At 29.6% G+C, this 26,186-nt stretch carries 23 protein-coding genes, 1 riboswitch and 1 other annotated feature; of the genes, 16 read left to right on the top strand and 7 right to left on the bottom strand.

Translation table 11 applies throughout. The features are described 5' to 3' along the window. Positions 1–105: 105 nt before the first annotated feature. The gene (locus J1C67_RS05380) at positions 106–720 is read right to left on the bottom strand and encodes a class I SAM-dependent methyltransferase (RefSeq protein ID WP_167867042.1); all 615 of its coding nucleotides are present in this window, start codon (positions 718–720) and stop codon (positions 106–108) included. 282 nt (positions 721–1,002) lie between these two features. Here J1C67_RS05380 and nrdG point away from each other — a divergent pair, with 282 nt between their 5' ends. The 4 genes from nrdG (at position 1,003) to J1C67_RS05360 (ending at position 3,701) form a co-directional block, all read left to right on the top strand. Continuing rightward, positions 1,003–1,512, top strand: a complete 510-nt coding sequence (gene nrdG / locus J1C67_RS05375) for an anaerobic ribonucleoside-triphosphate reductase activating protein (RefSeq protein WP_167867043.1) — start codon at positions 1,003–1,005, stop codon at positions 1,510–1,512. Between the two features lie 245 nt (positions 1,513–1,757). After that, a complete protein-coding gene (locus J1C67_RS05370; protein WP_167867044.1) occupies positions 1,758–2,030 on the top strand; it encodes an autorepressor SdpR family transcription factor in 273 nt (90 codons plus the stop codon). A gap of 2 nt (positions 2,031–2,032) precedes the next feature. After that, positions 2,033–2,662 (top strand): SdpI family protein, encoded by a 630-nt coding sequence (locus J1C67_RS05365; protein ID WP_167867045.1) that lies wholly within the window; start codon positions 2,033–2,035, stop codon positions 2,660–2,662. 195 nt (positions 2,663–2,857) lie between these two features. Beyond that, a riboswitch (purine riboswitch) is annotated at positions 2,858–2,959 on the top strand. A gap of 169 nt (positions 2,960–3,128) precedes the next feature. Next, a complete protein-coding gene (locus J1C67_RS05360) occupies positions 3,129–3,701 on the top strand; it encodes a xanthine phosphoribosyltransferase (protein ID WP_089969955.1) in 573 nt (190 codons plus the stop codon). Between the two features lie 94 nt (positions 3,702–3,795). On the opposite strand, the gene J1C67_RS05355 is transcribed toward J1C67_RS05360, so the two are convergent. Beyond that, a complete protein-coding gene (locus tag J1C67_RS05355) occupies positions 3,796–4,398 on the bottom strand; it encodes a TetR/AcrR family transcriptional regulator (RefSeq protein ID WP_167867046.1) in 603 nt (200 codons plus the stop codon). Positions 4,399–4,648: 250 nt separating this feature from the next. On the opposite strand from J1C67_RS05355, the gene J1C67_RS05350 reads away from it, so the two are divergent. After that, complete coding sequence (locus tag J1C67_RS05350; protein WP_167867047.1) at positions 4,649–5,488, top strand: hypothetical protein; 840 nt, start codon at positions 4,649–4,651, stop codon at positions 5,486–5,488. A gap of 356 nt (positions 5,489–5,844) precedes the next feature. Further along, positions 5,845–7,326, top strand: a complete 1,482-nt coding sequence (locus J1C67_RS05345; protein ID WP_167867048.1) for a leucyl aminopeptidase — start codon at positions 5,845–5,847, stop codon at positions 7,324–7,326. A 230-nt stretch (positions 7,327–7,556) separates the two neighbouring features. On the opposite strand, the gene asnS is transcribed toward J1C67_RS05345, so the two are convergent. Further along, on the bottom strand, positions 7,557–8,951 hold the full coding sequence (gene asnS / locus J1C67_RS05340; RefSeq protein WP_167867049.1) for an asparagine--tRNA ligase: 1,395 nt from the start codon (positions 8,949–8,951) through the stop codon (positions 7,557–7,559). Positions 8,952–9,015: 64 nt separating this feature from the next. After that, positions 9,016–9,332, bottom strand: a binding site (T-box leader). Between the two features lie 92 nt (positions 9,333–9,424). On the opposite strand from asnS, the gene J1C67_RS05335 reads away from it, so the two are divergent. Beyond that, the gene (locus tag J1C67_RS05335) at positions 9,425–9,817 is read left to right on the top strand and encodes a cytochrome b5 domain-containing protein (RefSeq protein WP_167867050.1); all 393 of its coding nucleotides are present in this window, start codon (positions 9,425–9,427) and stop codon (positions 9,815–9,817) included. 37 nt (positions 9,818–9,854) lie between these two features. Here J1C67_RS05335 and J1C67_RS05330 read toward each other — a convergent pair whose 3' ends face one another. Further along, positions 9,855–10,553, bottom strand: a complete 699-nt coding sequence (locus J1C67_RS05330; RefSeq protein ID WP_167867051.1) for a metallophosphoesterase family protein — start codon at positions 10,551–10,553, stop codon at positions 9,855–9,857. Positions 10,554–10,863: 310 nt separating this feature from the next. Here J1C67_RS05330 and J1C67_RS05325 point away from each other — a divergent pair, with 310 nt between their 5' ends. Further along, the gene (locus tag J1C67_RS05325) at positions 10,864–11,940 is read left to right on the top strand and encodes a M24 family metallopeptidase (protein WP_167867052.1); all 1,077 of its coding nucleotides are present in this window, start codon (positions 10,864–10,866) and stop codon (positions 11,938–11,940) included. Positions 11,941–11,994: 54 nt separating this feature from the next. On the opposite strand, the gene J1C67_RS05320 is transcribed toward J1C67_RS05325, so the two are convergent. From J1C67_RS05320 to murC, 3 genes are all read right to left on the bottom strand, one after another. Continuing rightward, on the bottom strand, positions 11,995–13,215 hold the full coding sequence (locus J1C67_RS05320; protein ID WP_167867053.1) for a NupC/NupG family nucleoside CNT transporter: 1,221 nt from the start codon (positions 13,213–13,215) through the stop codon (positions 11,995–11,997). A 60-nt stretch (positions 13,216–13,275) separates the two neighbouring features. Then, complete coding sequence (locus tag J1C67_RS05315) at positions 13,276–14,094, bottom strand: purine-nucleoside phosphorylase (protein ID WP_167867054.1); 819 nt, start codon at positions 14,092–14,094, stop codon at positions 13,276–13,278. A 249-nt stretch (positions 14,095–14,343) separates the two neighbouring features. Continuing rightward, entirely contained in the window at positions 14,344–15,732 is a 1,389-nt protein-coding gene (murC, locus tag J1C67_RS05310; RefSeq protein WP_167867055.1) for a UDP-N-acetylmuramate--L-alanine ligase, read from the bottom strand. A gap of 251 nt (positions 15,733–15,983) precedes the next feature. Here murC and purR point away from each other — a divergent pair, with 251 nt between their 5' ends. The 8 genes from purR (at position 15,984) to J1C67_RS05270 (ending at position 26,159) form a co-directional block, all read left to right on the top strand. Beyond that, on the top strand, positions 15,984–16,799 hold the full coding sequence (purR, locus tag J1C67_RS05305) for a pur operon repressor (protein ID WP_089969992.1): 816 nt from the start codon (positions 15,984–15,986) through the stop codon (positions 16,797–16,799). Between the two features lie 145 nt (positions 16,800–16,944). Then, entirely contained in the window at positions 16,945–17,217 is a 273-nt protein-coding gene (spoVG, locus tag J1C67_RS05300; RefSeq protein WP_089969997.1) for a septation regulator SpoVG, read from the top strand. Positions 17,218–17,423: 206 nt separating this feature from the next. After that, entirely contained in the window at positions 17,424–18,794 is a 1,371-nt protein-coding gene (glmU, locus tag J1C67_RS05295) for a bifunctional UDP-N-acetylglucosamine diphosphorylase/glucosamine-1-phosphate N-acetyltransferase GlmU (RefSeq protein ID WP_167867056.1), read from the top strand. A 120-nt stretch (positions 18,795–18,914) separates the two neighbouring features. Beyond that, the gene (locus J1C67_RS05290) at positions 18,915–19,874 is read left to right on the top strand and encodes a ribose-phosphate diphosphokinase (RefSeq protein ID WP_089970005.1); all 960 of its coding nucleotides are present in this window, start codon (positions 18,915–18,917) and stop codon (positions 19,872–19,874) included. A gap of 221 nt (positions 19,875–20,095) precedes the next feature. Continuing rightward, positions 20,096–20,782 (top strand): response regulator transcription factor, encoded by a 687-nt coding sequence (locus J1C67_RS05285; RefSeq protein ID WP_167867057.1) that lies wholly within the window; start codon positions 20,096–20,098, stop codon positions 20,780–20,782. Positions 20,783–20,978: 196 nt separating this feature from the next. After that, on the top strand, positions 20,979–21,557 hold the full coding sequence (gene pth, locus J1C67_RS05280; RefSeq protein WP_089970012.1) for an aminoacyl-tRNA hydrolase: 579 nt from the start codon (positions 20,979–20,981) through the stop codon (positions 21,555–21,557). Positions 21,558–21,572: 15 nt separating this feature from the next. Continuing rightward, positions 21,573–25,085, top strand: a complete 3,513-nt coding sequence (gene mfd, locus J1C67_RS05275; RefSeq protein ID WP_167867073.1) for a transcription-repair coupling factor — start codon at positions 21,573–21,575, stop codon at positions 25,083–25,085. 96 nt (positions 25,086–25,181) lie between these two features. Further along, positions 25,182–26,159, top strand: coding sequence for a peptidylprolyl isomerase (locus J1C67_RS05270; protein ID WP_089970018.1), 978 nt, complete (start codon positions 25,182–25,184; stop codon positions 26,157–26,159). Positions 26,160–26,186: the final 27 nt, after the last annotated feature.

Raw genomic sequence — 26,186 nt, 5'->3', positions numbered from 1 at the left:
AAGACATAATGGTTTTTGTACCACTATGTCTTTCCTATATATTTAAAAGTTATTATATTTCTTTATTTAAATTATACCTGGAAATATTATTCTAATCAGAGATCCTTATTTTCGAGTTTTGACCTGTTTTCTTTGTAGTTTTTTAGATAAAGTACTAGTTTTTTCGATTTTAACTTTTTTCTCATTGCGCTTTTCTGCCATAAATACATAGTAGCCATCAATTTCAACTATTACTACGCCTCCAAAAACAGAAATTAATTTGTTTTTATACCAATCTTTACGTTTAGTTACCATGTACATCTTTCCACCAGTAATTAATCTCTTATAACTTTGTTCTATAAATTTTTTAGGAACAGAAAAATCCACGTGATAAGGTGGATTAGATAATATAAGTGAAAAGTTATTGTCTGTAATATTATCTAATCCATCGCTTTGTATTATTTGTAAATCTATGATTCCGTTATTTGTAGCATTAGATTTTGATAATTCAACAGCATCAGGTGATAGATCACACATTATTACATTCTCAGCACCTATCAATTTGCTTGCAAATATTCCGACTATTCCATAGCCACAACCTAAATCAAGGATTTTATCATTTTTATTAAATTCAACTTGTGAAAGCATTGCCAAAGTACCTTTATCGATATTAGATGGTGAAAATACTTTATCACTAGTTTCAAATTCTAATTTTATATTATTTAGTTCTAAATTTATCATAATTAACCTCACAAACTTATTTTTATATAAATATTTTTAATTTAATATCTTTTATGATGACTAATGTACAATGCTTTATATTTTTAGGCATTTTCAAAATAAAAGATCATTATATTATTAGATTCTATAAGAATACACCTCATCTTTAAAAATAGAAATAGAAAAAATCAATTTAGTAGTATTATTAGATTTAATGTTTATTTAATTATGATGAGAAAGAATAATTAGATGATATAATGATTAGTAAATACATAATTTTTATATAAGAGAGGATGAGTATTAGTGGGAAATAAAATAAGATTATCAGGAATAGCATATGAAAGTTTGGTTAATGGACCTGGAATGAGAAGGGTTTTCTTTTCACAAGGTTGCATACATGGGTGCAAGGGTTGCTTTAATGAAGATACTCATAATTTCTCTGGTGGAGAAGATAGAGATATGGACGAGCTTATTAAAGATGTGTTAGAGAATCCCATTCTTAAAGGAATTACTTTTAGTGGTGGTGATCCCTTAGAAAGAGCAGAAGAATTTGCATATATGGCAAAGTCTTTTAGAAAGTCCGGGTTAAATGTATGGAGCTATACAGGATATACATTTGAATATATATTAGAAAATATTAATAAAAGATTAGGGTGGAAAGATCTTTTGGAGAATTTAGATGTTTTAGTAGATGGTAAATTTGATGAAACAAAAACTCAAGATGGGTTAAAGTATAGAGGATCTACAAATCAAAGAATAATTGATGTAAAAGAAAGTTTGAAAAAAGGAGAAGTAGTAACTATTGAATATTAGAGTGTTAGAGACTGTTGACTAAGGCATCATAAAATAAATAATAGACCAATATTCTTGATTTTGGGTCTATTATTTATTTTACAATGCCTAAATGTTAGCAGTCTTTAATTTTGCATAGATATTACATAATTTATGAACTAACAATATCACATAAAAATTTATTTAAATTATGTTGACAAATTTAGGAATTAAGAATAATATAAATCATATAGATGGATATCTAAATGATGTTCTAGGAGGACGTTATGATATTTCAAAATACATTTAAGGCTTTGTCTGATCCTACAAGACGTGAAATTTTAATAATTCTTAAAGACGGGAAAAAATCCGCTGGAGATATAGCAGGAAAATTTGAAATGACTCAAGCAACTGTATCTCACCATCTTTCGATTTTAAAGAAAGCAGATCTAATAACAGAAGAGAAAAAATGGAAGTATGTGTACTATGAATTGAATGTTTCTGTATTTGAAGAAGTAATGATGTGGTTATCTCAATTTAATTTTAAGGGGGAAGATTAATTATGAAATTTGAGTTAAAGAAAAATTTATTATGGATTCTGACTTTTATGCCTTTGGTCATAACATTAATAGCACTTAATTATTTACCAGAGACTACACCGGCTCATTATAACTTTAGTGGTGAGATTGATAGATGGGGAAGTAAATATGAAATTTTAATATTACCTATAATGACAATGATAATATGTGGTATTTATACTTTAGTAGAAAGAAAATCTAAAGAGAATAATAAATCTTTAGGAATAGGTGTATTATGTATAGCTATTACATTTAATATCATTACGTATGTAATCATAGGTACAAGTTTTAAAGTAGTAGGAGGAGATGAAAGTTTTAATGTTTCTCAAATCCTTATTATAGCTTCGGGAATTATATTTATTATAGTAGGAAATTATATGCCAAAGTTGAAAAGAAATCATATTATTGGTATAAGAACAAAATGGACTTTAGAAAGTGAAGAAGTGTGGTATAAAACTCATAGATTAGGTGGAAAAGTAATGGTTATAACTGGAGTATTAATGGGTATTTTAGCGTTAATATTCAAGAGGATGACAGTTCTTCCTGTGCTCGTAATGATTACAGTACCTTTATTATTTTTATGCATATATTCATATAAAATTTCTGAAAAATAACATTAAGGCATCTTTGAAAAATAATAGGTCAATTTTCTAGTCTATTATTTTCTTTCAAGTGCCTAATAATAAAGTGTTTAGTATATAAAATTATTTAGAAATCTCCAAATAAATAATAAGTCAATATTCTTGTATTTATTTGGAGATACATTACTATTTCATTGAAAATGCTAAGAAAAAGATGTTATAATTAATAAAAATAAGTTTCAAATTATTCGTATATGCTTGGAAATATGGTTCAAGCGTTTCTACTGGGAAGCCAAAAACATCCTAACTACGAATATATAATTAAGGTTTATAGTTAATTATATTATCTGTAAATCTTCATAATTATATATTTATAGAGATAATATTTGGGTGTTAGTATTCAAAATTAAGATTATAAATATAAGATGACTTCAAAAATAGACTAACATATTAATTAGTTGTTTTGTGAAAGTCCTAATATGAAGAGGGGAAGATTAATATGAAGTTACTAAAAGATAAGATACTTAAAGAAGGTAAAGTAAGAGAAGGGAATATCCTTAAGGTTGATTGTTTCTTAAATCACCAAATGGATATAAAGCTTTTTAATGAAATAGGAAAAGAGTTTAAAGAAAGATTTAAAGATGAAAAGATAGATAAAATACTTACAATAGAAGCTTCAGGAATTGGAATTGCAGCAATAGTATCACAATACTTTGATTTTGTTCCTGTAGTTTTTGCTAAAAAAACAGAAAGTATAAACCTAGATAAGTCTGTTTATGAAGCTCAAGTACATTCATTTACAAAAAAGAAGACTTATAGTGTTAGAGTGGGAACGGACTTCTTATCAAAAGGAGAAAACATACTAGTAATAGATGATTTCTTAGCTCTAGGATGTGCTACAAAAGGCCTTATAGACATATTGAATCAAGCTGAAGCTAATTTAGTTGGGATAGGAATAGTTATAGAAAAAGGATTCCAAACTGGAAGAAAGATGCTAGAGGATAAAGGCGTGAGAGTTGAATCATTAGCAATTATAGAAAGATTTGAAGGTAACTCAGTAATATTTAAATAAAAAGTTTTTAAGCCTTTGGATTTATGAAATTCAAGGGCTTAAAAACTTTTTATTTTCTGTTGGAACTTATTTTCACTTATATATAGTAATAAATTTAAGGGGAAGGTTTAGTGAATATGTCTAAAAGTTTTGGTATTCCTTCTCTAATCATTAAATCATATGCTTCTACAATTTCTTCGGTAGATGCTTCATTTACTCCAAGTAAATTCTGAAGTACTAACCCATCAATAGCTCCAATTAATATTGATGCTATGGCAGGTGTTAGTCTACATTTTTTCTTGCCATAAAGTTTTTCTAATATTTCCTCAACGTGAACTATCCATTCGCTATATTTACCTTTAAATTTTTCTCTTAACTGAATTTCTCCTAGTATAGCCTCTTGAGCTAGATAAAATTGAATTCTATTTTCATCAGTCTTTTCAAATCTTTTTAATATATTCTCACTTATTTCTTTAATTGATTGGTCTCTACTTATAACCCCTTCCTTTAATTCATTTGATATTCTAGTAGAAACAGAAAGACTTACATTCATAACATCATAAAGTATTTCTTCTTTTGAACTATAATAATGATATATAGCCCCCGTACTTAATCCTGCTTCCTTTGCTATGCCTCTTATTGTTGCACCGTTTATACCATTTTCACTGATGATTTTTTTAGCACCTTCAATTATACGGTCTTTTCCATGCTTTGACACTTTTATCACCTCCGGATTCTATTTATAAATATAATAACATAAAAAAATTATTGCTTTTATAAATTAACTAATTTAAAGATATTTTAGAATTTCATTTACATATAAAAAACACTGATTTTTTAATTGACTAAAAGGGTTTCACGGAATATAATGTAATTAAACCGAACGGTCGTTATGTTTAATATTATCATATAATATTAAATTAATGTATAAAAAATCTGTTAATAAAAATTTTAAAGGGGGACTTATAATGGATATTCCTATTTGGAAATATGTAATTTCAATGGGAGCTTACTTTACTTTACTTTTATTTATAGTTGAATACATGAAGAAAAATTATAAATTTGCAGCTATCTTCTGGATTCTTTCTTTACTTACATTTCCACTTTGGCTTATGGGAGGGGTAGTTGGATGGTTCCGTTGGGCGAAAATATGCAGTGTTATATTACCAACTATACTAGTAGGACTGATCCGTGTATCTTCTGAAGAACAACGCCAAGGGAAATTTTGGAGTTTAATCAGAAAAGATTGGATTGTTTGGTTCCTATATGGAGTACTATTCTTAAATATTGCAGAAGCTACAATGAAAGATGTTGGTTTACTTAACTATGGTAATGCACTTTGTGGATTCTTATTATGTGTTACTATCCCATTCCCAAATGGAAGGAAGTTCTGGAAATTAAGTTCTAAAGATAATAGTGCAGTTGTAGCTTATACAACCGTAGCTTGGAATTTCTTATACACTACTTGGAATTTATGCTTTGTATATGGTGAAAGCCCTAAATACTTTGCAAGTTCGGTTTGTATACTATTAGCAGCTGAATTATATCCTATTATTAAAGGTAGACCTGAGCTTTATATAACAGCTCGTATATATACATTAGCTACTCATATGATTGTTAGAGCTTGTTTGCCAAACTTATTCCCTGCAGTAATGGATGCATCAGCATGGTTTAATGCAGATGTATTAAGAAATTGGGGACTAGTTAATGCTATAATAATAATTCCTTATACATTCTGGTATATGTGGCAACTACATTCAGGTAAGTCTGAAGTAAGTTTCTTTAGAGGGAATACTCCAGCAATGTAAAATAAAAAATAACCATGCTTAGATTAATCTACGTATGGTTATTTTTTATTTTGAAATTTAAGCATTAGGAAATAAAAAAAAGCGCTTTCGCGCTTTTTAAAAAATGGGGGGATGGGACCTGTACTATACAGGTTTTTGTATCTACCTTTTAAGTATGAACCATATAGGGAATTTATATACATCTAAATTATAAAATATTAAATAAATTATAAATATTTTTTATAATTGCATGAAGGACAATAAATTATTGGGAAAATAGTACATATTATGAGGAAAAAGATATTAACTAGATTATTATTATGGTATAGTAAATTTAATTAATAATAAATATAGACATATATGAAAGGTGGTAAATTATGAAAGTAGGATTTAAAAGTATGACATGCGCTGAAGTGGATGCCTTAGTAGTAAATTTAGTAGAAAATAAATTAACTACACCTAATGAAGCTCTTAATAAATCTATAAAAATGTTAGTAGATAGAGAACTATTCGCTGGAAAAGAGGGGGAAGTTTATACATTTACTAGAGAAAATAATGAAACTTTACAAACAGTAATATTAGTAGGGCTTGGAAAAGAAGAAAATTTATCTTTAGAAGATTTTAGAAAGGTAGCAGGTAATGCTATTAAGAAATGTATAGAATTAAAGTTGAATAAAGTGTTCTTAAGAATACCAGAGGTTAAGACTTTAGAAGCTAGCGAAATAGCAAAGGCTATGACTTATGGAGCGGTTCTTGGTAATTATACTTTTGATAAATATAAGACTTCTAAAAAAGAAGCAAAGGAAATTGAAGTTTCTATAGGAGCTCATGGGGTTAATGATGAGACTGTAGAAGAAATGGTTAAATATATACAAGAGGGAAGAGAAATTGCTGAAGGTGTTATAATAGCAAGAAATTTAGTTAATGAACCTTCAAATGTTTTATACCCAGAAACTTTAGCAAATGAAGCAATTAAAATTTCAAAGGAAAGTGGATTTGATATAGAAGTATTTGGCTTAGATAAGATAAAAGAATTAAAAATGGAAGCATTCTATGAAGTTTCTAAAGGATCAGAAAAAGAGCCTAAACTTATAGTTATGAGATACTTTGGAAATAAGGACAATAAAGAAGATATATTAGGATTAGTAGGAAAAGGGTTAACTTATGATTCTGGTGGATATTCAATAAAACCTACTGCTGGAATGGATACTATGAAATCTGATATGGGTGGAGCAGCCGCAGTTATTGGTACTATGGCTATTATTGCAAAGAGAAGACTTAAAATAAATGTAGTTACAGTAATAGCATCTTGTGAAAATTTAATATCTGGAAATGCTTATAAACCTGGTGAAATAATAGGTTCTATGGCAGGGAAAACTATAGAAGTTCTTAATACGGATGCAGAAGGTAGATTAACTTTAGCAGATGCAGTCCATTATATAATTGAAAAAGAAAATGCTAAGGAAATTATTGATGTTGCTACTTTAACCGGAGCTGCTTTAGTAGCTTTAGGTGAAACAACAACAGCAGTAATAACTAATAATAGTGAATTTTATAATGAGCTTAAAGAAGTTTCAGATTACACTGGAGAAAAGGTTTGGGAACTACCAGCATTTGATGATTATAAGAAGCTTATAAAATCAGACATAGCAGATTTAAAGAATATTGGTGGGAAATTTGCAGGAACAATAACAGCTGGTTTATTTATTAAGGAATTTGTTCAAGATAAACCTTGGTTACATTTAGACATAGCAGGAACATCATGGTCATCATCAAAAAGTGACTATGGAATTAAAGGCGGAACTGGTGCACCAGTAAGCACTTTATATGAGTTAGCAAAGAAAAAGCAAAGTAAATAATTATAGATAAAAGAAGGTGACTTATATTATAGGTCACCTTTCTTAAGTTAGAATAATATACATAATAAAAGTAATTAACAGTTTGAAAAACTTATCCACATAAATCTTTAGTTTAAATTTAATATTGTGGATAATATATAATTAAAAATAGAAGAGGAAAAGTCTGCTTTATAGACTTTTCCTCTTCTATTTAGGTTGTGTTATTAAACTAGTTATATATTTTTTTAATACTAGAAATCAGATTGTCCAGTTGTTCTTGGGAATGGTATTACGTCTCTGATGTTTGACATACCAGTAATGTACATTATAAGTCTTTCGAATCCTAAACCAAAACCTGCATGTTTAGTTTCTCCGTACTTTCTAAGTTCTAAATACCACCAGTAATCTTCTTCATTAAGGTTTAAATCTGCCAATCTCTTAGTTAAGACATCAAGTCTTTCTTCTCTTTGGCTACCTCCAATAATTTCTCCGATTCCTGGAACTAATAAGTCCATAGCTGCGACTGTTTTTCCATCTTCGTTTACTCTCATGTAGAAAGCTTTAATATCTTTTGGATAATCAGTAACAAATAATGGTTTCTTAAAGTGTTCTTCAGTTAAATATCTTTCGTGCTCTGTTTGTAAATCAATACCCCATTCTACTTTGTAATCAAATTTCTTATCAGTAGCTTTTAATATTTCAACAGCTTCTGTATAAGTAACTTTTGCAAAATCAGAAGATACTACATGGTTTAATCTATCTAATATACCCTTATCTACGAATTGGTTGAAGAAGTCCATTTCTTCTGGACATTCAGCCATAACATAGCTTATAACATATTTCAACATTTCTTCAGAAAGTTCCATATTGTCTTCTAAATCAGCAAATGCTATTTCAGGTTCTACCATCCAAAACTCAGCTGCATGTCTTGCTGTGTTTGAGTTTTCTGCTCTGAAAGTAGGTCCAAAAGTATAAACATTTCTAAATGCTAAAGCAAAACATTCTGCATTTAATTGTCCTGATACTGTAAGGTTAGATTCTTTACCAAAGAAATCTTTGCTATAATCTATAGCGCCTTCCTCAGTTTTTGGCGTTTTATCTAAATCAAGAGTTGTAACCTTGAACATTTCTCCAGCACCTTCACAATCACTACCAGTTAGGATTGGAGTGTGTGTATATACAAATCCTTTTTCTTGAAAGAATTTGTGGATTGCGTAAGCAGCTACAGAACGAACTCTGAACACTGCTGAGAAAGCATTAGTTCTTGGTCTTAAATGAGCTATTGTTCTTAAATATTCAAAGCTATGTCTTTTCTTTTGAAGTGGGTAATCTGATTGTGACATACCTTCAACAATAACTTCTGTAGCTTGAATTTCAAATTGTTGTTTTGAATCCGGAGTAGCTATAAGTGTACCTATAACTGTTAATGATGAGTTTATAGGTAATTTTGATATTTCTTTAAAATTTTCTAATTTGTTATCAAAAACAACTTGAACGTTTTTAAAGAAACTACCGTCGTTAATTTCGATGAATCCAAATGCATTTGAAGCTCTTAGAGTTCTTATCCATCCTGATATTTTGACTTTTTTTGATAAATGTTCTTCAGAATTTCTGTAAAGTGATTTAATTAAAATTACTTTTTCCATAATTGCCTCCTATAAGATATAATAATTTAAAATAAAAAAACCTTTCGCCCAAGGATCACATAGATCCTGGGACGAAAGGTATATTTTTCGCGGTACCACCCAAATTGTCATATTAAAAACATGACCAACTTAAATTGACACAATAATGTCATTCAATTAATAACGGTTTGAATCCGTCTAAGCCTACTTAAGTGAGACTAAAAATTTTAATTTTGTTAGTCGAACTTACACCTTTGACATAAGCAAATGGTGATTCGTTTTTCACTTGTTCGGTTAGAAACTCAGAGATGTTATTCGCTAAAGGCTTCGTATAAGGCTCTCACCAATCCTTACTCGCTAAGACTACTTCCATATAGGTACTCTTCTCTTCATAGTAATAAAAATATAATATTTCTTAAGATTTTACACTACTTCTATAACATTTGCAACTTTTAAACATAATATACTTCTATAATATGTTATTGGAGGGTTATATGACAAAAGAAAATATATTAGAAAAAAAATTTGAAGAATTAGATATTTTAAAAGGAATTTTATCAACTTATCCAAGTGATTATAGAAATAATATAGTAAAGCGAATTGGTGAGGTTAGTGACGAGATAATTAGTTACTTAGCTGTTTCTAAAAGAGCGGTGAAAGAGTTTACTTTAGAGGAAGTAGCTAAATATAATGGCAAGGATGGAATGCCAGCTTATGTTATTATTAATGGAAGTGTTTATGATACAGGTGATGTTGATGTTTGGAAGGGTGGGGTTCATTTTGGAATATTAGCTGGAAGTGATTTAACGGAAGTTTATAATAGTTGTCATTCGGGGAAAAAAGAAATTTTGGGGAAATTAAGACTTGTAGGAACCTTGAAACAATAGATACTTAAAACTAAAAGCGCTTAATGGCGCTTTTAGTTTATTCTTGGCCTGTTTCGTAAGACTTAACAATATTTCCAGGGAAATTGAGCATTACGCAGTCTTTAACGATTTTTTTGTATTCATATTCCAATTCTTCAAATTCAACTTTTATATCATTAGGGCCATTTATATCTAAAATACAATAAGTGGCATTCGGACGACCAATTTTAGGTTTTCCTACACTACCTACATTTACAAAAATCTTTTCATCGAAATTCTTAAGTGAAGGAATATGTGTGTGTGCACATACCAAAACATCAGATGAAAAATCTTTCATAATTTCTTTTGTATTAGGACCATCTTCAAAAAGATATTCATTTATAGAGTTAGGACTTCCATGAACAAATTCAACTTTAACACCTTCAAAATTATATTTTAATGTAGTTGGTAATCCACTAAGAAAATATTTGTTTGAAACTCTAATCTCGGAAAGTGCCCAAGGCAGCGCAAATGAGTTTATAGGCGTATCTCTTATATAAGTAAATCCTCCATCTACAACTGAGGCATCATAGTTTCCTTTTATACAAGGTAATTCTCTTCTCCTTATTAATGCAATAACCTCGTTAGGATGAGGCCCGTAACCTACTAAATCACCTAAACAAACTATAAGATCAACTTTTTTTTGGTCTATATCTTCTAAAACTTTCATTAATGCATAAAGATTCCCATGTATATCTGAAATTGCTGCAATTTTCATTTAAAGTACCCCCCATTATTTTATTTATATTAGGGACGTTCAAATAAATAGAAAGTCAGTATGCTAGTCTATTTATTTGAATGTCCCTTACTGGATAATTTTTTGTAAGATTCAGCTGGATTTAAGAATTCTTTGATATTTAACATTATAGCACTTAGGAATCTGAAAAAAAATAATAGTTTTTAATTATAGTTATATGGACTAGTTGTTTTTCAAAATATGTATTTAATATAGTTATAAGTACTATATAGATATTGTTTTTATTTTGAGGTATATTATATAGATAGTAGAAGAAAAAGGAGGAAAAATTATGAAGATAAATAGAGTAAGTAATGTTATAAAAGAGATGGAAAAGCAAGGGTTAAATCAAATGGTTGTAACATCAGCAGCATCAATATTTTATTTAACTGGTAAGTGGATTTCAGCAGGTGAAAGAATGGTGGCTTTATATTTAAATATAAATGGGAACCATAAGCTTATAGTAAATAAATTATTTCCTATATATGAGGATTTAGGGGTGGATATAGAATGGTATACGGACATAGAAGATCCTATAGAAATTTTATGTAAAATAGTAAATAAGAAAGAAGATTTAGGTATAGATAAAAATTGGCCAGCGCATTTCTTAATAAATATTATGAATAGAGAGGGTGCAAAGGGGTTTGTAAATTCTTCACCTATAGTTGATAGATTAAGAATGATTAAAGATAAAGAAGAAATTATACTTATGAAAAAATCATCTGAAATAAATGATAGAGTAATTACGGCTCTATGTAATAATTTAAAAGAAGGATATTCAGAAAAATATTATTGTAATCTTTTAGCGGAATTATATGAAAAAGAAGGTGTGAATTCATTTTCATTTTCACCAATAATAGCAACAAGTCCAAATGGTGCAGATCCTCATCATAAATCGGGAAATGGAACTTTAAAGAAGGGTCAAAGTATAGTTATAGATATTGGTGGAGTTTATAATTATTATTGCTCGGATATGACTAGAACAGTATTCTTTGGGGAAGAGCCAAATGAAAGACATAAAGAAATATATAACACTGTAAAAACTGCAAATTTAAAAGCAATAGAGAATGTAAAAGAGGGTGTTAAATTCTCTGATATAGATAAGGCTGCGAGAGACCATATAGAAAAGGCTGGATATGGAGAGTTCTTTACACATAGAACTGGTCATAGTATTGGAATTGAAGGTCATGATTTTGGAGATGTAAGTTCTATAAATCATGAAGAAGTTAAAGCTGGAATGATATTCTCAATAGAACCTGGAATATATCTTAAAGATGATTTTGGGGTAAGAATAGAAGATTTAGTTTTAGTTACTAAAGACGGATGTGAAATTCTGAACTCAGTGTCAAAAGAAGTAACAATTATATAAAAATAAAAAAGAAGCTTAGATTTAATTAAAAATCTAAGCTTCTTTTTAGGTCATTTAAAATAATATTCCGGCTATTGTACCAGTTAAACAAGTTGCTAAAACACCACCAACTAAGGCTTTAAAACCAAGTTTTGCAATTGTTGGTTTCTTTTCTGGGGCTAAACCACCAATACCTGCTATTTGAATTGCTATTGAACTGATGTTAGCAAACCCGCATAGCGCATAAGTTAAGATTAATATTGTTTTTGGTTGTAATCCACCAGATTTTATAAAGTTAGCTAATTCTGAATAGGCAACAAATTCGTTAAGTATTACCTTTTGACCAAGTAAGCTACCAGCTGCTGATATATCTGTGAAAGGTATTCCCATTAAGTAAGCAAGAGGGGAAAATACTTTTCCAAGAATCCATTGGAAGCTTAATTCAGGGAATCCAAATAATCCGCCAAATGCACCCACTAAGAAGTTAAGTAATGCAAGTAGTGCAATGAAGGCAAGTAACATAGCTCCAACATTTAGAGCAAGGCCAAGACCATCACTAGCACCATTTGCAGCAGCTTCAACAACATTTGAAGCTGTATTTTCTACAGTGATATTTGTTGAGTTTTTAGTTTCACTTTCTTCTGTTTCAGGAACTAATATCTTAGCCATAACAAGCCCTGCAGGCGCCGCCATTATACTAGCAGCTAAAAGATGACCTGCATTAACTCCCATTGCAACATAACCAGCCATAACACCACCAGCGACAGTACACATTCCGCCTACCATAATTGCCATAATTTCTGACTTTGTCATACGTTTAATGAAAGGTTTAACTAAAAGTGGCGCTTCTGTTTGGCCAAGAAAAATATTTCCTACCGCACTTAAGGTTTCAGAACCACTTGTTCCAAGTAATTTGCAAATAAATTTAGCTATAAACTTAATTATAAATTGCATTACTCCAAGGTAGTATAAAACTCCCATTAAAGCTGAGAAAAATATTATTGTAGGTAAAACTTGAAGAACAAATACAAAACCTATTGATTTAGTATCCATAAGAGGTCCAAATAAGAAGTTAGACCCTTCAAGTGTGAAATCTAATAATTTAGTAATTGCATTACTAGCCCCTTGAAAAACTTTTTGTCCAAATGGAATTTTTAAAATAAGAACTGCAAATACTATTTGAAGTCCAAGACCTGTTAAAACAAGCCTCCAGTTAATTTTCTTTTTGTTATCAGAAAGTAAAAAAGCTATACCTAAAATAACAATTATTCCTAAAATACCTATAAATCTATTCAATTTTAATTCTCCTTTTTCTTCTGTGTTTTTATTGGCTTTATCAGTAGTTGGGTATAAGTTTTAAATTACAGATATAATTTCATTCATAAGTGTAATAAATTTATCACGAACCATAGTTGAAGTTTCCATAACTTCTTGATGGTTAAGTGGCTGAGCTAATATTCCAGCAGCCATGTTAGTAAGGCAAGAGATACCAACTGTTTTTATTCCACAATGATTTGCTATTATAACTTCTGGAACCGTTGACATACCAACTGCATCTGCCCCTAAAATTCTAAGCATCTTAACTTCAGCTGGAGTTTCATAAGTTGGACCACTCATCATAGCATAAACACCAGATTTTACATCTAAGTTTAATTTTTCAGATATTGCTATTACTTTATCCCTTAATTCGGGATTATATGCATTAGACATATCTGGGAAACGCGGACCGAATTCTCCAAGATTTCCTCCTATTAAAGGATTATTTCCTGAAAAGTTTATGTGATCTGTTATAACCATTAAATCACCAGGTTTATAACTAGCGTTAACAGCTCCAGCAGCATTAGTTACTATTAGTTTGCTAACGCCTATTAGTTTCATAACTCTAACAGGGAAAGTTACTTCGTTATAAGAATAACCTTCATAATAGTGGAATCTTCCTTGCATAGCAACTACGCATTTGCCATTTAACATACCGATTACAAGACGACCTTCGTGGCCTTCAACAGTAGAAACTGGAAAATGAGGTAAGTCTTCATATGGATAAAATTCTGGGTTTTCGATAGAATCTGCTAAAGATCCTAAACCAGAGCCAAGTATTAATCCAATTTCTGGTTTATATTTGGTATTTTCAATAATAAATTTTGATGCAATATGAAGTTGTTTTGATAAATCCATTAAAATCACTCCTTAGATATATTTTTTAGTAATTTTATAATCATATTTGTATAAAATTAATCCAATTCATAGTAAATTATAGAATAAAATTAATGAAAAAGAAATAAAAACACATAAAGTTTATAGAAAAAAATTAATATGTCAATAAGTGTAGGGGTAAAATACATATAATCAATAATTATACAAGAAATAAAAGAAGTGAAGATTCCTTCAATAAAGGATCTTCACTTCTTATTTAAATGGTTTATTCTAAAGACTCACATTTTTATTTAATAAAATATCGGCAATTTTAACAACATCTCCTGCACCCATTGTTAAAACTAAATCATTATCAGAAACTTTTGATTTAAGATATTCTGCAGCTTCTTCATGACTATGAACATTTATACAGTTAACGCCTTTTAATCTTAAAGCATCACCAAGCTCTTCAGAAGAAACTAGCCCTGTATCTTTTTCACGAGCAGCATATATATCCATTAATAGAAGTTCATCAGTATCTGAGAAACATTCTGTGAAATCATTGAATAAAGTTTTTGTTCGTGTATAGGTATGTGGTTGGAATATGGAGTAAATTTTATTATTTGGAATTAATTTAGCTGTGCTTAAAGTGGCTTTAATTTCCACTGGATGATGAGCATAGTCATCAATTATAGTAGCTCCATTAAATTCACCTTTATATTCAAATCGTTTGTGAGCACCAGTACATTCAAGTAAGCCTTCAATAATTGAACTTGATGGAACATTGAAAATTAGTGATACACAAATTGTACATAATGCATTTAGAACATTATGAGTGCCTGTGGTACCAAGAGTAACTTCGAATAAATCTTTATTATCCTTAGAAACAGTGAATGTTGCACATCCTTTATTATTAAAGATAATGTTTTTAGCTCTAACATCTCCGCTTTCTATACCATAGCTTAATGTGTTGCATTTAGCATCTTTTAGTATTTCAGCAACTTTTTCATCGTCTGAATAACCAATTAAATATCCATCTAATGGAATTATATCAGCAAATTTTTTGAAGGTTTCTTGTATGTGTGCTAAATCTCTATAATAATCAAGATGATCAGCATCAATGTTTAATATAGTTCCTATGAAAGGATAAAATCTTAAGAAAGATTCTTTATATTCACAGGCTTCAGTTAGGAAATATTCACTTTTACCTATTTTGAAGTTTCCACCTATAACGTCAAGGTCTCCACCAACTAAAATTGTAGGATCTAAATCTGCTTTTAAAGTTACATGTGAAAGCATAGAGGTACATGTAGTTTTACCGTGAGTACCAGCAACTGCCACATTGAATTTATGACCTTTCATAATTAATCCTAAGAATTCAGCTCTATCCATAAGGTCTATATTATTTTTTTTAGCCTCTAATATTTCCGGATTATCTGATGGAATAGCAGCCGTATATACAACAAGATCAACCTTTTTTAGGTTTTCACTTTTATGACCTATGTATATTTCAGCTCCAGTAACTTTTAATTTATCTGTAATATCAGATTCCTTTGAGTCAGAACCGGATACTTTGAATCCGTTGTGTAATAGTACTGCAGCAAGACCGCTCATACTTATACCGCCAATACCAATAAAATGAACTTTTTTATGTTGATCTTTATTAAAATCGAAAGACAAAATATCAACCCCTTTGTTAATTAATACATTTATAATTATATACAAAAATAACAAAATAAACACAACAAAAACAAGTATTTTTAATATTTTATGTAAAAAATATCTTAAATGGTATAAAAAAAGTGATATTAAAGCAACAACCCTTTAAAATATGTTGATATTAATAAGGATATGGAATAAAATATGAATATTAGATAAGAAAAATATAAAAATAATTCGGAAAATAAAAAGGTGTACAGGTGATATAGATTATGGAAAAGTTAAGTAGAAATAGTAGAGTGGTAGCAATTACAAAGATTTTAATGGAAAATTCAAATAGAATTATAGGGCTTAACAACTTTTCGGAGTTATTAAATGCGGCTAAATCAACAATAAGTGAAGATATCGTTATTATTAGAGAAGTTTTAGAAAAATTACAAATGGGTAGAATAGAAACTATTGCAGGCGCAGCTGGAGGAATTAAATATATTCCAGGTATTGGTCAAGAAGATAGCAAAAAATTTGCAAATGAATTATGTGAATTATTAAGAGATGAAACAAGAATAGTTCCAGGTAATTTTATTTATATGACAGATTTAATGTATAATCCTAAAATAATAAGCAAAGCTGGAGTTATATTATCATCTATGTTCAAAGCATCAGAAGTTGATTATATAGTAACAGTAGAAACAAAAGGTATTCCTTTAGCTTATGAAGTTGCAAGAAATTTAGGTGTTCAATTAGTGATAATAAGAAGAGACAACAAAGTAACTGAAGGTTCTACAGTTACAATAAATTATGTTTCAGGAACTAGTGGAAGAATACAACAAATGTCTTTATCTAAAAAATCTATGAAACCGGCAAGTAAATGTGTGTTTATAGATGATTTCTTAAGAGCTGGGGGAACGGCTAAGGGAATAAAAAATCTACTAAAAGAATTTGATAGTGAATTAGTAGGAATTGGTGTTTTAGTAGATAATGTTGGAGTAAATAAGAAAAAGACATCAGAATACTTATCAATAGTGGAGCTACAACATATAGAAGAAACGGATACTTTAGAGGTTAATCCATCAAAGCTTATGTCATAAATAATATATTTTTCAGGAATACTACACCTTGATTATTGGAAAATTAAGAATTTTGATAAAATTCCAATAAATATTTGTATAAAAAAAGGAAATTGGAAACTTTTATAGAAATATAGTAGTTATAAACAACTGGGGGTGTAGTGGGATGATAATTACAGATGTTAGAATTAGAAAAATATCTGCTGAAGGCAAAATGAAAGCTATAATATCTATTACTTTTGATGGCGAATTTGTAGTGCATGACATAAAGGTTATAGAAGGACAAAATGGGTTATTTATAGCAATGCCAAGCAGAAAAACACCAGATGGCGAATTTAAGGATATTGCACATCCTATAAATCCAGACACTAGAGAAAGAATACAAACATCAATTCTAGAAGCTTATGAAAAAGCGGTTTTACAAGATGTAACAGAATAATTATAAATTATTTTTAATGAAAGGAATCCATTCCTTTCATTTTTTTTGAAATAATATGAGTAAAAGTTTGAAGAAAAAATTATTTAATTACTTCTATAAGGTTGAAATACTATTGTTAATGAAATATAATGGTAAAGAATGTAGACGAACGTTTTTTTAAAAAAGAATAAATTTGTCCTTAAAATGTTTCGTGAAAAGGAGATTTTATGTATAAATGTGCTTTAATTTTAGCAGCAGGTCAAGGAAAAAGAATTAAATCCGATTTACCAAAGGTACTACATAAAGTATCAGGGAAAGAAATGGTTAATCATGTTATAGATACTATGAGAAAAGTTGATATAGAAGATATTAATGTAATCATAGGAAAAGGATCAGAGCTAGTAAAAGAGAAAACAAGTTCTAGAAATGTTACTTATTCTCTTCAAGAAGAGCAATTAGGAACTGGCCATGCAGTTAAGTGTGCTGTGGATTTCCTAAAAGATAAAAAGGGAACAGTTGGAATTTTCTGCGGAGATGCACCATTAATAAAAAATGAAACAGTAAAAAAATTATTAAATGAACATATAGAAAAAGGGAATAGTGCTACACTATTAACTTCAATTCTTAAAGATGCAACTGGATACGGAAGAGTTATAAGAGAAAATGATGAAGTGTTAAAAATAGTTGAACATAAGGATTGTAATGAAGATGAACTTAAAGCAAAAGAAATGAATGCAGCAATGTATTGTTTTGATATAGAAGAATTATTAGAATGCTTAAATAAGATTACTAATAATAATGAGCAAGGTGAATATTATCTAACAGACGTTATTGGAATATTAAAAAATAATGGCAAGAAAGTTGGAGCAGTAGTTACAGACTATGAAGAAACAATTGGAGTTAATTCAAGAGTACAACTTGCAGAAGCTGAAGAAATATTAAGAAACCGAATAAACTTAAGACACATGGAAAATGGAGTTACTCTAATAGATCCAAAAGGCACATATATTGGAGAGGACGTTGAAATAGGAAAGGATACAATAATTTATCCTGGAAATGTAATTGAAGGTAAGACAATTATAGGGGAAAGATGTATATTATATCCTAATTCAAGAATTAATAATAGTTGTATAGCTAGTGAAGTAGAAATACAATCATCTGTTATTATCGAGAGTACAATTGGAGATAATACTACAGTAGGACCATTTGCATATATAAGACCAGATTCAGTTATAGGTAAAAATGCAAGAATTGGAGATTTTGTAGAAATTAAAAAATCTACTATAGGAGACAATACAAAGGTTTCACATTTAACTTACATTGGAGATGCAGAAGTAGGTTCAGGATGTAACTTTGGATGTGGTACTGTAGTTGTTAATTACGATGGGAAAAATAAAAATAAAACTCAAATTGGAGATAATAGCTTTGTTGGATGCAACACTAATTTAATTTCACCAGTTAAAGTTGGAAACAATACTTATATAGCAGCAGGTTCAACTATAACAAATGAAGTTAAAGAGGGAGACCTTGCAATTGCAAGAGCTAAGCAAAGAAACATTGAAGGTTGGGTAAATAGAAGAGGTCTTACTAATAAATAGTTATTTATATATAAGGCATTTAAAGAAATAACAAGTCAAGGTGCGCGACGTATATTGGCTTATTATTTTTAAAGATGCCTTATAATAAAATCCCCATAAATTAAGGAGGTCTTCACAATTATGATAACTCATGGAAAAAACATTAAAATATTTACAGGAAATTCACATCCGGCTTTAGCTCAAGAAATTGCGGATATAATAGGAGTACCATTAGGTAAATCTAAGGTTTCAACATTTAGTGATGGAGAAATTTCAGTTGATATTGATGAAACAGTTAGAGGTGCAGATGTATTTGTAGTTCAATCAACAAGTTCACCAGTTAACAATAATTTAATGGAACTTTTAATAATGATAGATGCATTCAAGAGAGCATCAGCAGGTAGAATAACAGTTGTTATGCCTTATTACGGATATGCAAGACAAGACAGAAAGGTTAAGTCAAGAGATCCAATAACAGCAAAACTAGTAGCGGATCTTTTAACAGCAGCTGGAGCACATAGAGTATTAACTATGGATTTACATGCATCTCAAATACAAGGATACTTTAACATACCTGTTGACCACCTTTTAGGATCGCCAATATTGTCAAACTACTTTGTTGAAAAGGGTCTTGAAGATGTTGAAGACGTAGTAGTAGTTTCACCAGATTTAGGTAGTGTTACTAGAGCAAGAAAATTTGCAGATAGATTACACGCACCAATAGCTATCATAGATAAGAGAAGACCAAAAGCTAATGTTTCAGAAATAATGAACATAATTGGAGACATAGAAGGAAAACAATGTATACTTATAGATGATATGATAGACACAGCAGGAACTATTGCAAATGCAGCAAATGCACTTATGGAATTAGGTGCCACTAAAGTATATGCATGCTGTACTCATGGTGTATTATCAGGGCCAGCATTTGAAAGAATAAATAACTCAGCAATAGAAGAATTAGTAATGCTAAATACCGTAAAGTTACCAGAAGGAAACGACTTAACTAAGTTTAAATCTATATCTGTAGCTCCGTTATTTGCAGAAGCAATTCAAAGAATTTATGATGATGAACCAATAAGTAAATTATTCGAATCATAGTACATATATTTACGTATAAGGCATTTGAAAAAAATAGATTAACAAATTAGTCTATTATTTTCAAAATGCTTAAACTATAAGAAAAGACCTCTAAATAAGTATAACTTTTTAGAGGTCTTTTTATAATTAACATTTGTTGAATAAGGGATATGAAAAAGAATAGATTAGCATCTGACTAGTTAATTTCTCAAGTTCCTAATACAATAAGGATGGTGTTGCAGATGAAAGCAAAATCAGCAAAAGTTTTAGTAGTAGATGATGATGAAAATATATGCGAAGAAATTAATATGTATTTAAAGAGTGCTGGATATGAAACTAAGAAATGTGGGAATGGGAAAGATGCTTGTATAGCTTTTGAGGAGTTTAAACCAACATTGGTTTTATTAGATATAATGTTACCAGGAATGGATGGAATAGAGGTTTTAAAAAGTATTAGAAAAAATTCGGAAATTCCTATAATTATGATAACAGCTAAAGGGGATACATTTCATAAGGTTTTAGCTTTAGAACTTGGAGCTGATGATTATGTAGTTAAGCCATTTGAACCAAAAGAGCTACTAGCAAGAGTAAAGGCAGTAATAAGAAGATACAATTATGAAAGAGTTGATAATGAACTTATAAAATTCAATGATTTGGAGATTGATTTAAGTTCATATAACGTAGTGTATAAAGATCAAGCTGTTAAAATGCCACCTAAAGAATTTGAATTACTACACTATTTATCAATTAATAAAAATAAAGTTTTTACAAGAGAACAATTGTTAAGTGAAGTTTGGGGATATGATTATCCGGGAGATTCAAGAACAGTTGATGTTCATATAAAGCGATTAAGAGAAAAGTTAAGTGGTGGACAAAATTGGGAAATAAAAACTGTTTGGGGTATAGGGTATAAATTTCAGGTGGAATAAATGAAAAAATAACAAATTAAAATAATCTTTTATTATTCTGCAAAACTAGTATAATATAAATAGGTTAAAGTTAAATTAAATATACTATTAGGGAGTTGAAAAAAATAGAACAGAATCGTAATTGTTATTTTTTCAAGATCCCTTAAGCAAATTAGAATGTGGATATATTTAATACTTAAGAAAAGGAGAAATGAATATGTTTCTAATAGTTGGGCTTGGAAATCCAGGTAAAGAATACGATAATACTAGACATAATATAGGCTTTGAAGTTATAGATTATATCGCAGATAAGTATAATATAGAGTTAAATAGGGTAAAATTTAAAGGAATATATGGTGAAGGCTTTATACAAAATAAAAAAGTTGTATTATTAAAACCTACTACTTATATGAATTTAAGCGGAGAAAGTATAAGAGAAGTAGTTAATTTTTATAAACTAGAAGAAGAGGAAGTCATAGTCCTTTATGATGATATAAGTTTAGAAATTGGAAGACTTCGTGTAAGAGAAAAAGGAAGTGCAGGAGGGCATAATGGTATTAAAAGCATTATTGCAAACCTTTCTACAGATATTTTTCCGAGGATTAAAATAGGCGTAGGACAACCTAAGGGCGATTTAGTAGCTCATGTATTGGGTAAATTTAGCAAAGAAGAAATAGAAGTGCTTAAAGAAAGTATGGAAGCATCAGCGTTAGCTGTTGAAATAATATTAAAAGAAGATATTAAAGAGGCTATGAATAAACTAAATGGGTTCAAAGCAAAGACGATTATAGGTTGAGGATGGTGTGATTTGATGAGATTAAAGGGATTGATTAAACCCTTAGAAAACAGCGATAAATTTAAAGAAATAATAAAGGATATAAACAGCAATAGACATCCTGTTAATATATATGGTGTTTCTGAATCTGGAAAAAGTTATATTTTAGATGGAATATATGAAAATCTAGAAACGCCAGTAGTAATTGTTACACACAGTGAGATGGCAGCAAAAAACCTTTATGAAGATTTAAGTTTTTATACAACAGATGTGTACTACTTCCCAACAAAAGAAGTAGTTTTCTATAATATAGACGCTATTTCTGGGGATCTTAGATGGGCAAGGTTAAAAGTTATAAAAGAAATGTTAAATAATAAAAAGAAAATTATTATTACTTCAATAGATGCTTTTGCAGCGGTATATACGCCTAAGGAGTTATATAAAAATTATAGCTTTATATTAAAAACAGGGGATGAAGTTAATTTTAAAGATTTATCTAAAAAACTTGTGGAAAGTGGATATGAAAGAGTGGAAATAGTAGAAGTAAAAGGTGAATTTTCTTTAAGAGGAGGGATATTAGATGTTTTCCCTCCTAATTCAGCGTATCCATTTAGAGTAGAACTATTTGGTGATGAAATAGATTCAATGAGAACTTTTAATATCCAATCTCAAAGAAGTATAGAAAAAATAAGTACTTTTGAAATATTCCCAGCTAAAGAGATAATTATAGCTGAAGAATCTTTAACTAGAGCTAAGGAAAAAATAACAAAAGAATTAGAAACAGTTAAAAATGAGATTTCTAATCCAAAATCAGAAATAATACAAAAGTTACAAATGAATGTAAATAGAAACTTAGAAAGTTTAACAGAAAATTTAAGTTTTGAAACTATGGATAGTTATTTACCTTATTTTTATGAAAACCCACAGGATTTATTTAGTTATTTAGAGGGATATACATACATTGTAGATGATGTAAAAAGATGTGAAGGTAAATTGGATAGTTTATATTTTGAATTTAATGAAAATTATTCAGCATTTTTACAAAGAGGAGATATACTTCCAAAACAAGTTGATTTATTAATTGGGAAAGATGAATTAGTAGAAAAACTTAAAAGTAAAAAGATAATAACATTAGATACTTTTGCGACTAAAAATGAATTAATAAATCCCTTATCAATTATTGGTTTAAATCAAATAACACTTCATAACTATCAAGGACAACTTGAATTGTTAATTGAAGATATACAGGATAAAAAAAGTAAGGGTTATAAGACCTTAATACTGGCAGGAACTAGAAGTAGAGGAGAGAGACTGGCCTCAACTTTAAGAGATAGAAATATAGAAAGTGTATATAAAGATGATGTTTCATCTATAGAATTTGGGGAAGTTGTAATAACTTTTGGGAATTTATCTAGTGGATTTGAATATCCAGATTTAAGATTAAGTGTAATATCAGATAAAGAAGTTTTTGGTGTGGCTAAGAAAACGGTAACTAAAAAAACACAAAAAAGAAAAGGTATTGCAAAAATAAAGAGCTTCGCAGAATTGAAGCCAGGAGATTATGTAGTTCACGCTAGTAATGGAGTTGGAGTATATAAGGGTATAAAGCAAATAACTGTTGCAGGAAGCACTAGGGATTATTTAGATATAGTTTATGATAAAGGTGACAAACTTTATGTTCCGGTTGATCAATTAGATTTAGTTCAAAAGTATATTGGTAGTGAAGGCAGATCACCTAAAGTCAGCAAACTAGGTGGAGCAGAGTGGCAAAAAGCTAAACAAAAGGTTAAAAAATCTATAAATGAAATTGCTGAAGATTTAGTGAAACTTTATGCTGCTAGATCTATATTAAAAGGTTACAAATATAGTAAAGATACACAATGGCAAAGACAATTTGAAGACGAGTTCCCCTTTGAGGAAACTCCAGATCAATTAACTTCAATTGAAGAGATAAAGGAAGATATGGAATCAGATAAACCAATGGATAGATTGCTTTGTGGTGATGTTGGATATGGGAAAACTGAAGTAGCTATAAGAGCTGCTTTTAAAGCGGTTATGGATGGAAAACAGGTAGCATTTTTAGTACCAACAACAATACTTGCAGAACAACATTATAAAAACTTAATTAAGAGATTTTCAGATTTTCCTGTTAAAATTGATATGGTTAGTAGATTTAGAAGTGTTAAAGAACAAAAAGCTACATTGCAAGCAGTTAAAGAAGGGAATATAGATATATTAATTGGAACTCATAGATTAGTATCGAAGGACATTGTATTTAAAGATTTAGGAATTCTTATAGTAGATGAGGAACAAAGATTTGGAGTTGCTCAAAAAGAAAAGATTAAATCATTAAAGAAAAATGTTGATGTATTAACTTTAAGTGCTACACCAATACCAAGAACTCTTCATATGTCGTTAACAGGGGCAAGAGATATCTCTGTAATAGAGACTCCTCCAGAAGAGAGATACCCAATTCAAACTTATGTAGTAGAACAAAATGATCAACTTATAAGAGATGCTATTTTAAGGGAAATTAATAGAGATGGGCAGGTTTACTTTGTTTATAATAGAGTTGAAAGCATACAAGTTATGGCAACTCATATTCAAGAATTAGTTCCAGAATGTAAGGTTTGTATTATACATGGACAGATGACTGAAAGGCAGTTAGAAAAAGAGATGGTTAAATTTATGAGTAATGAGTACAACGTATTAGTATGTACTACTATTATAGAAACCGGAATAGATATTTCTAATGTAAATACTATGATTGTTCATGATTCAGATAAAATGGGGCTTTCTCAGCTTTATCAATTAAGAGGAAGAGTAGGAAGAACTAATAGGATTGCTTATGCTTATTTTGTTTACACAAAAGATAAAGTGTTAACTGAAATAGCAGAAAAAAGACTTAAAGCATTAAAAGATTTCACAGAACTTGGTTCAGGATTTAAAATAGCTATGAGAGACCTTGAAATAAGAGGCGCTGGAAACATGATGGGATCATCCCAACATGGTCATATGGCAGCTATTGGATATGATTTGTATTGTAGAATGCTTGAAGATGCAATTAAAATAATAAAGGGCGAAATTGAAAAAGAGCCTGTACAAACAACTGTAGATATTAAAGTAGATGCATATATTTCAGCAAACTTTATACAAGATGAAATTCAAAAAATAGAGGTTTACAAGAAAATTGCAGCCATTGAGAGTTTAGAAGAGTATATGGATGTTAAAGAAGAACTTGAAGATAGATATTCAGATATTCCAGACCCTGTATATAACTTAATGGACATAGCATATATAAAAAGCAGAGCTAAATTGTTATCTATAGAAGAGATAAAAGAAACTCCAAAAGAAGTTAAATTTAAATTTGCTGAAGGATTTAGAGATATTAATAGTATTTATAAAGTATTATTAGAAAAATATAAAGGAAAGGTATTCCTTATGTTTGGTAATAATCCATATTTCTCAGTTAAATCCAGTGAGGTGAAAAAAGACGAAGCCTTAGGATTCTATAAAAACATGTTAGATGAAATAATAAAAAATAGTTAATTTTAGTATATTAATTTGAATTAATAAACTAAAATTGATATACTAATATTATGTAAAATTTCAAGCAACAAATTTAAAAAAAGTGAGGGAACATGTGTGAATAAGATAAAAAAAGTTCTAGCTATAGCAATGATAGGAACATTAGCATTTTCAGTAGTTGGATGCAAAATGATTCAAAAGACTCCGGAGGCTATCCAAAAGACCGTGTTAGCAAAGGTTGGGGATCACAAAATTACAAAAGGTGATTTAGATAAAATAACAAAACCTGTTTTAAGCCAAGGTGCACAACAATATGGAGAAGGTTTTGAATCAAAGCCAGAATTTGCCGAACAAATAAAGGGATTAAAAAAACAAGGTATAGAAGTTTTAGTTGAAGAAGAAATTTTTATGCAAAAAGCTAAGTCTTTAAATTTAATTCCAGAACAATCTGAATTAGACAAGAAGGTTGCAGAAATAATCGATCCTCAAAAAGAATCAGTAGGTGGGGATGAAGGATTTAAAAAGGCTTTAGAAGGAATGGGAGTAAGTGAAGAAGAGTATAAAAAGAGTATTGAAAGAACTGTAATAAGAGATCTTGTTACAGAAGATATGACAAAAGATATAAAAGTAACAGATGAAGATGTAAAAAAATATTATGATGAAAATCCTAATAACTTTACAGGCGCAGATGTTTCTCATATTCTAATTGCAGATGAGACAAAAGCTAAAGAAGTAAGCGAAAGAGCGGCTAAGGGTGAAGATTTTGCAGCGTTAGCTAAAGAATTCTCAGAAGATCCAGGAAGTAAGGAAAAGGGTGGATCACTTGGTTTTACAACGTATAATACTGATAAATTAGTTCCTGAATTTGTAGCTGCAATGAGCGTTCTTAAGGAAGGTGAAATTTCACAACCAGTAAAGAGTCAATTTGGGTATCACATAATTAAAGCTACTGGAGTAAAAGTAACACCTTTTGAAGAAGTTAAAGATGCTGCTAAGGATACAATAAAAGGCGAACAAACAAATAAAATTAAAACTGAAAACTTAGCAAAATGGAAAGAAGAACTTAAAGTTAAAATTTACGAAGATAAACTTTAATTTAATAGTAGGAATATTAAAGAACTC

It is taken from the genome of Clostridium gasigenes (assembly GCF_017348895.1).
Lineage (GTDB): Bacteria > Bacillota > Clostridia > Clostridiales > Clostridiaceae > Clostridium > Clostridium gasigenes.
The sequence above is the reverse complement of the archived record's forward strand: the minus strand, read 5'-3'. Positions and strand labels throughout refer to the sequence as shown.

Bases quoted from the DNA above. Each gene is read 5' to 3' on its own strand.
- J1C67_RS05380 (WP_167867042.1), bottom strand. From the start codon at position 720: ATGATAAATTTAGAACTAAATAATATAAAATTAGAATTTGAAACTAGT.
- J1C67_RS05370 (WP_167867044.1), top strand. From the start codon at position 1,758: ATGATATTTCAAAATACATTTAAGGCTTTGTCTGATCCTACAAGACGT.
- J1C67_RS05365 (WP_167867045.1), top strand. From the start codon at position 2,033: ATGAAATTTGAGTTAAAGAAAAATTTATTATGGATTCTGACTTTTATG.
- J1C67_RS05360 (WP_089969955.1), top strand. From the start codon at position 3,129: ATGAAGTTACTAAAAGATAAGATACTTAAAGAAGGTAAAGTAAGAGAA.
- J1C67_RS05350 (WP_167867047.1), top strand. From the start codon at position 4,649: ATGGATATTCCTATTTGGAAATATGTAATTTCAATGGGAGCTTACTTT.
- J1C67_RS05345 (WP_167867048.1), top strand. From the start codon at position 5,845: ATGAAAGTAGGATTTAAAAGTATGACATGCGCTGAAGTGGATGCCTTA.
- asnS (WP_167867049.1), bottom strand. From the start codon at position 8,951: ATGGAAAAAGTAATTTTAATTAAATCACTTTACAGAAATTCTGAAGAA.
- J1C67_RS05335 (WP_167867050.1), top strand. From the start codon at position 9,425: ATGACAAAAGAAAATATATTAGAAAAAAAATTTGAAGAATTAGATATT.
- J1C67_RS05330 (WP_167867051.1), bottom strand. From the start codon at position 10,553: ATGAAAATTGCAGCAATTTCAGATATACATGGGAATCTTTATGCATTA.
- J1C67_RS05325 (WP_167867052.1), top strand. From the start codon at position 10,864: ATGAAGATAAATAGAGTAAGTAATGTTATAAAAGAGATGGAAAAGCAA.
- J1C67_RS05315 (WP_167867054.1), bottom strand. From the start codon at position 14,094: ATGGATTTATCAAAACAACTTCATATTGCATCAAAATTTATTATTGAA.
- purR (WP_089969992.1), top strand. From the start codon at position 15,984: ATGGAAAAGTTAAGTAGAAATAGTAGAGTGGTAGCAATTACAAAGATT.
- spoVG (WP_089969997.1), top strand. From the start codon at position 16,945: ATGATAATTACAGATGTTAGAATTAGAAAAATATCTGCTGAAGGCAAA.
- glmU (WP_167867056.1), top strand. From the start codon at position 17,424: ATGTATAAATGTGCTTTAATTTTAGCAGCAGGTCAAGGAAAAAGAATT.
- J1C67_RS05290 (WP_089970005.1), top strand. From the start codon at position 18,915: ATGATAACTCATGGAAAAAACATTAAAATATTTACAGGAAATTCACAT.
- J1C67_RS05285 (WP_167867057.1), top strand. From the start codon at position 20,096: ATGAAAGCAAAATCAGCAAAAGTTTTAGTAGTAGATGATGATGAAAAT.
- pth (WP_089970012.1), top strand. From the start codon at position 20,979: ATGTTTCTAATAGTTGGGCTTGGAAATCCAGGTAAAGAATACGATAAT.
- mfd (WP_167867073.1), top strand. From the start codon at position 21,573: ATGAGATTAAAGGGATTGATTAAACCCTTAGAAAACAGCGATAAATTT.